The sequence below is a fragment of the Thermotoga sp. genome (genome assembly GCF_021162145.1).
GTDB lineage: Bacteria > Thermotogota > Thermotogae > Thermotogales > Thermotogaceae > Thermotoga.
Genome location: NZ_JAGGZH010000030.1, coordinates 1 through 4,907 on the forward strand (window position 1 = coordinate 1; position 4,907 = coordinate 4,907).

6 protein-coding genes are annotated in these 4,907 nt (G+C 46.5%); 1 reads left to right on the top strand and 5 read right to left on the bottom strand.

Annotated elements, in window-relative coordinates; all coding sequences use genetic code 11:
- A partial coding sequence (locus J7K79_RS02605; protein WP_296904857.1) for a hypothetical protein occupies positions 1-424 on the top strand: 424 nt, incomplete at its 5' end.
- Between the two features lie 39 nt (positions 425-463).
- On the opposite strand, the gene J7K79_RS02610 is transcribed toward J7K79_RS02605, so the two are convergent.
- From J7K79_RS02610 to J7K79_RS02630, 5 genes are read right to left on the bottom strand one after another with little or no spacing between them, the layout of a single operon-like run.
- Entirely contained in the window at positions 464-1,603 is a 1,140-nt protein-coding gene (locus tag J7K79_RS02610; protein WP_296904860.1) for an aminotransferase class I/II-fold pyridoxal phosphate-dependent enzyme, read from the bottom strand.
- 50 nt (positions 1,604-1,653) lie between these two features.
- Positions 1,654-2,700 (bottom strand): [FeFe] hydrogenase H-cluster radical SAM maturase HydE, encoded by a 1,047-nt coding sequence (gene hydE, locus J7K79_RS02615; protein WP_296904863.1) that lies wholly within the window; start codon positions 2,698-2,700, stop codon positions 1,654-1,656.
- Between the two features lie 4 nt (positions 2,701-2,704).
- On the bottom strand, positions 2,705-2,953 hold the full coding sequence (locus J7K79_RS02620; RefSeq protein ID WP_296904865.1) for a hypothetical protein: 249 nt from the start codon (positions 2,951-2,953) through the stop codon (positions 2,705-2,707).
- Complete coding sequence (gene hydG / locus J7K79_RS02625; protein ID WP_296904867.1) at positions 2,940-4,355, bottom strand: [FeFe] hydrogenase H-cluster radical SAM maturase HydG; 1,416 nt, start codon at positions 4,353-4,355, stop codon at positions 2,940-2,942. Before hydG ends, J7K79_RS02620 begins: the two co-directional genes overlap by 14 nt.
- 5 nt (positions 4,356-4,360) lie before the next feature.
- Positions 4,361-4,609: a TM1266 family iron-only hydrogenase system putative regulator gene (locus tag J7K79_RS02630; RefSeq protein ID WP_296904870.1), complete on the bottom strand. Its 249-nt coding sequence runs from the start codon at positions 4,607-4,609 to the stop codon at positions 4,361-4,363.
- Positions 4,610-4,907 lie beyond the last annotated feature (298 nt).

A 4,907-nucleotide genomic window follows, 5' to 3' on the forward strand; every position in this document is an offset into this window, starting at 1 on the left:
GAAGAAGGCAAGGGCAACAAGGATAGCGGTTCAACTTAGAAATTTAGAACAGGGGATAGAACAGTATTTGATGGCGACATTGCCCAGTACCAATGATCTTTTAACTATCGATCTTAAGAGTAAATTGTTAGCAGGTGAATTTGCAGATAGTGAGATATTAAATGATTCAAAATTGCAACAAGTTAAAGCGATTCCAGATGAAGAAGAAAATGAAATTGTAATAGTTTTGGAATACGATGTAGGAAATGCAGCTCTTGCAGAACTCGTGAAAGGAACTCTTGTTGAAACATATGGACCCGGTAGTGGTGGCTATCCAAACACTTCCTCTAATTCACCGGCTGATTTTCAAAATGAAGGAGTTTTCGTTGATAATCAGAACGATTATGTTGCAATTGTTAAAAGAATCGAAGCCTTCTGGTGGTAATCCACGCTCCACAAAACAAAAAGCCCTCGTCTGGGGGCTTCATATCTTTTTGAGTGCCTGATCGAGATCCTCTATGAGTTTCTCTGGATTTCCAATACCAACGTGTATTCTGATGAGGTTCACGTCCTCTTCTGGGCAGTCTCCATAGGCTACTCTTGGAACAACAAGGTTCTCATGACTTCCCCAGCTCACCGCCATCCTGAAAACCTTCAGGTTTTCAACGAACTCCTTTACCTTCTCCACACTTTTCGTATTCAACCTGAAACTCATCAGTCCAGATCCACCACTCATCTGTGATGAGGCAAGTTCGTATTGAGGTGACCTTGGATTCATCGGATAGTTCACTTCCAGGACTTTCGGATGATCGAAAAGAAATCCAGACACTGCAAGGGCGTTCTCATAGTGCTTTTTCATTCGGATCTCCAGTGTCCTGAGTCCTCTCAGAATGAGCCACGCTTCCATCGGTGAGAGCACCGTTCCAATGCTCTTGAACTCGTCCTGGAAGATTTCCATCATGTCTTCTTTGTCTCCTGCGATCACACCTGCCATTACGTCTCCGTGGCCCGATATATATTTCGTTGCAGAGTGAACCACCACGTCTACTCCCAGAAGCCTTGGATTTTGAAAAACAGGGGATGCCCATGTGTTGTCAAAGATGGTCTTTATTCCAAGCTCTCTTGTCACCTCCGTGATCTTCTTCACATCAAGAACTTTCATTCTCATACTGGTGGGACTTTCAAGGTAGACTAACTTTGTCTTCTTCGTTATAGCCTTGAGCACTCTGTCCGAGTCGGGTGGAACAAAACTCACTTTGATGTCAAACTTTCTGGAGAGGTAGTTGAAGAATCTCTTTGCCCAGGAATACGCCTCATCCACACACACCACGTGGTCTTCTGACCTGAGGAAGTGGAGGATAGAGAGGGTGATCGCACTCATTCCGGAAGCGACAAGACGGGCATCTTCACACTTTTCGAGAGCTGCAAGCTTCCTTTCGACCAGCCTCGTTGTGGGATTACTTCCTCTGTTGTAGACATACTCGTAGTCCCCGTTTTTGAGAGCTTTTGTCATCTCTGTGAAGCTGTCAAAATAAAAATTTGTCGTCTCGAAAATGGGGAAAGACAGCGCTTTGAAAGGGACATCTTCTTCCCCGTACGAAAACAGGATGTCGTCTATGTTCATGGGATAGCCTCCTACTGAGATTGTGTACCGAACCATATTTTAACTCATGTTCAAACGGTTTCAAAGACCTTCTTTCTACTACCCCAGTCTCTTCCCGGTTTTCTTCCAAGATGTTCTATCATCTTCATCACACAGGGGATGCAGGCGGTGTCTTTCTCAAAAACACAGATCTTTCCGGGGTAAAGCTGATAGAGTTGTCTGTATGGTGATGGGGTCCAGTTGGGCATGATGACGTTTGCTCCACACCTGAGCGTGATTTCTCTACCACCCGGGACGATCGTTCCCATGGCGGTGGTCGCCGGAATGTTCGAATCTGGAATGAGGATCCTCGTGAGAGCTACCATCTTCAGCGTGAGGGTAAAATCTCCCTTCTTTTCGTTCGCAAGCGGCGTGTCAGGGTGTGGTATGAAGGGACCTATCCCTACCATGTCGAAGTCGTATTTCTTCAGGAACAAAAGGTCATCCACAAGATCGTCTATCGTCTGTCCTGGAAGACCCACGATGGATCCGGCTCCTGCCTCGTAGCCGAGTTCTTTCAGGGTGAGAAGACACCTCACTCTGTTTTCGAAGGATGTGTCTGGCCTCAGCTTCCTGTGAAGAACGGGATTTGCAGTTTCGTGCCTCAGAAGGTACCTGTCTGCTCCTGCTTCTTTCCATTTCTCGTAGTATTTTCTTGGCCACTCTCCAAGACTCAGTGTGACGGCAACGTCCATTTTCTTTATCTCTCTCACCACTTCGGAGATCACATCCGGCATGTAGTAAGGATCTTCACCGGACTGAAGAACGATCGTTTTTGCACCGAACTGGACGGCGAGTTTCGCTCTCTCGACGATCTCTTCCGGTGTCATTCGGTATCTCTTCAAATTCTTGTTGTCTCTCCTTAAACCGCAGTAAAGACAGTTCTTCCTGCACACGTTGGAAAACTCTATGATCGTCCTGATGTGAACCTCGTCACCAACGTACTTCTTCCTCACCTCGTCTGCGAGCCTGAAGAGGGCATCGTTGAACTCTCTGTCATTTGTGGAAAGTGCTTCCTTCAGAACTTCTCTTGTAAATTCTCTCTTTTTGAGTCTTTCCAGAATTTTCAGCTTGGTCACGGCTTCATCCTCCTAACCTCTCCAGGATTTCTTTCAAAACAGGGATTACCTCGCCTTTTTTCTCCTTGGGAAAGTCTTCTGCGAAGACCCCGAATCTTCCGTTTTCAACGAGGAGTTCTGCGGGGAGGAACTTTTCCCTCCCCGCTTTCAGGTCCCTGTAAAAGGACCATCTTTTTCCAATCTTTTCAGAAATCCAGATCTTGCAGTCGTATTTCTCTGCTATCTCTTCCAGGATCTTTTTAAAATCTGACATCCCTCTCACCGCGCTTTATCCTTTCGAGTCCCTCCTTTACTTTTTCTCTTATCTTTGGATTCATCTTTTGAAGTTCCTTTTCGATGACTCCTTCTCCTATCTTTCTCGTCTCCTCCGTTGCATAGTCACAGAGGTACTCCTGGAGCGTGAAGAGAGCGTTTGGTGTGCAGAAGTTTTTCACAAAACCGGGAATTGCAAACTCCATGAAGTGTTCTCCCGTTCTTCCTGACCTGTAACATGCGGTGCAGAAAGATGGAACGAATCCTTCCTTCAGTAGACTTCTTATGACCTGGTCGAGAGGTCTTGGATCCTCAAGGGTGAACTGTCTTTTTCTGTCTTCATCGTCTTCTCTGTGAGAGTACGCTCCGATCCCTATTCTGGATCCAGCATCTATCTGCGAGACACCGAGTTTTATCGCTTCGTCTCTGAGTTTTGCAGGTTCTCTTGCCGTCAGTATCATTCCCGTGTACGGAACAGAAAGTCTTATGATAGCAACGAGCTTTTTGAAATCTTCATCGCTCACAGCGTGCTCCGGTTTCTGCGAGTAGGGGGTGTTTATGGCGGGTTTTATTCTCGGGAAGGAAATGGTGTGTGGCCCCACTCCGAATCTTTCCTCGAGGTGGATCGTGTGGTAGAGGAGACCCATCACTTCGAACTTCCAGTCGTAGAGGCCAAAGAGGGCACCGATACCCACATCGTCGATGCCGGCCATCATCGCTCTGTCGAGTCCGTAGAGCCTCCAGTTGTAGTTCGATTTGGGGCCTCTCGGATGGAGTTTCAGGTACGTCTTCTTATGGTACGTCTCCTGGAAAATCTGGAAGGTGCCGATCCCCACAGACTTTATGATCCTGTAGCCTTCTATCGTCTGAGGTGCAGCGTTGACGTTCACTCTTCGGATCTCACCGTTGCCGTACTTGGTATTATACACAATGTCGATCGTCCTTGCGATGAACTCCGGGGAGTATTTTGGATGCTCTCCGTAGACCACTATAAGTCTTTTGTGCCCCTGAGAGACGAGGGATTTGACCTCTTCTTTCAACTGCTCGTCCGTGAGTGTTCTTCTTTCCACAAGTTTGTTGGAGACCCTGAAACCGCAGTAAACACAATCGTTGACGCATTCGTTTCCTATGTAGAGCGGCGCGAAAAGAACGATTCTGTTTCCGTAGATTCTTTCTTTCAAAGTACGGGCCGCTTCGAATATTTCTTCTAGAAGTTCAGGGTCTTCTACGTTCAGAAGGGTGGCGGTTTCTTCCGGCTCGAGTCTGTTCTTGTTCAGTGATTTCTGGATGATCTCCCTGACTCTTGCAGGATCAGGGTTTTTGGTCTTCTCAAGAAGCTCGAATATCTTTTCTTCTGGAATGAAGGACTTGCTTTCCACTCGTTCTCTTGTGAACATGTACATGCGCATCACCTCCTCAAGGGGACTGTTCTCACACGAACCCCGGGAATCTGACCGAGCTTTCCGGAAAGGGCTCCTACCGTGTCGTTGTCTGTTTTCAGAACAAGGAATATGATCGCCATGTTTTCTTCTTTGACGGGGTATCCGACCCTGAGTAGTATGTCTTCGGAGAAATTGTGAAGGAGTTCGTTCACATGTCGGTAGGCTCTCTCTCTGTCTTCTACAACGATGGTGAGTATGTAGAATCTCTTCTCCAAAACAAAAACCCCCTCTCTGTGCACCGGGAGAGGGGTATACTTCCATCTATCCCCTCCCCCGGTGTCAGGATTTTCCCCTCCACCTCAGGAGGATTGTGATTTTTATCACTTTCGTTTATAAATTATACCACAAAGCGTAGTTGTTGTAACTAACCTCTGGTCTTGGAATAGTTCAACTTAACATTTCTTAACAAAAAACAGGAACTCTTCTAAAAAAGCTCTGGAAATTTAAAGATGAAGAAACTCAAAAGTGGGAGGTGTTCATTGTGAAGAAGTTCTTTGTGTGGCTTCTGGTAAC

Coding starts and splice junctions, on each gene's coding strand:
- J7K79_RS02610 (WP_296904860.1), bottom strand. CDS start 1,603: ATGAACATAGACGACATCCTGTTTTCGTACGGGGAAGAAGATGTCCCT.
- J7K79_RS02620 (WP_296904865.1), bottom strand. CDS start 2,953: ATGTCAGATTTTAAAAAGATCCTGGAAGAGATAGCAGAGAAATACGAC.
- hydG (WP_296904867.1), bottom strand. CDS start 4,355: ATGTACATGTTCACAAGAGAACGAGTGGAAAGCAAGTCCTTCATTCCA.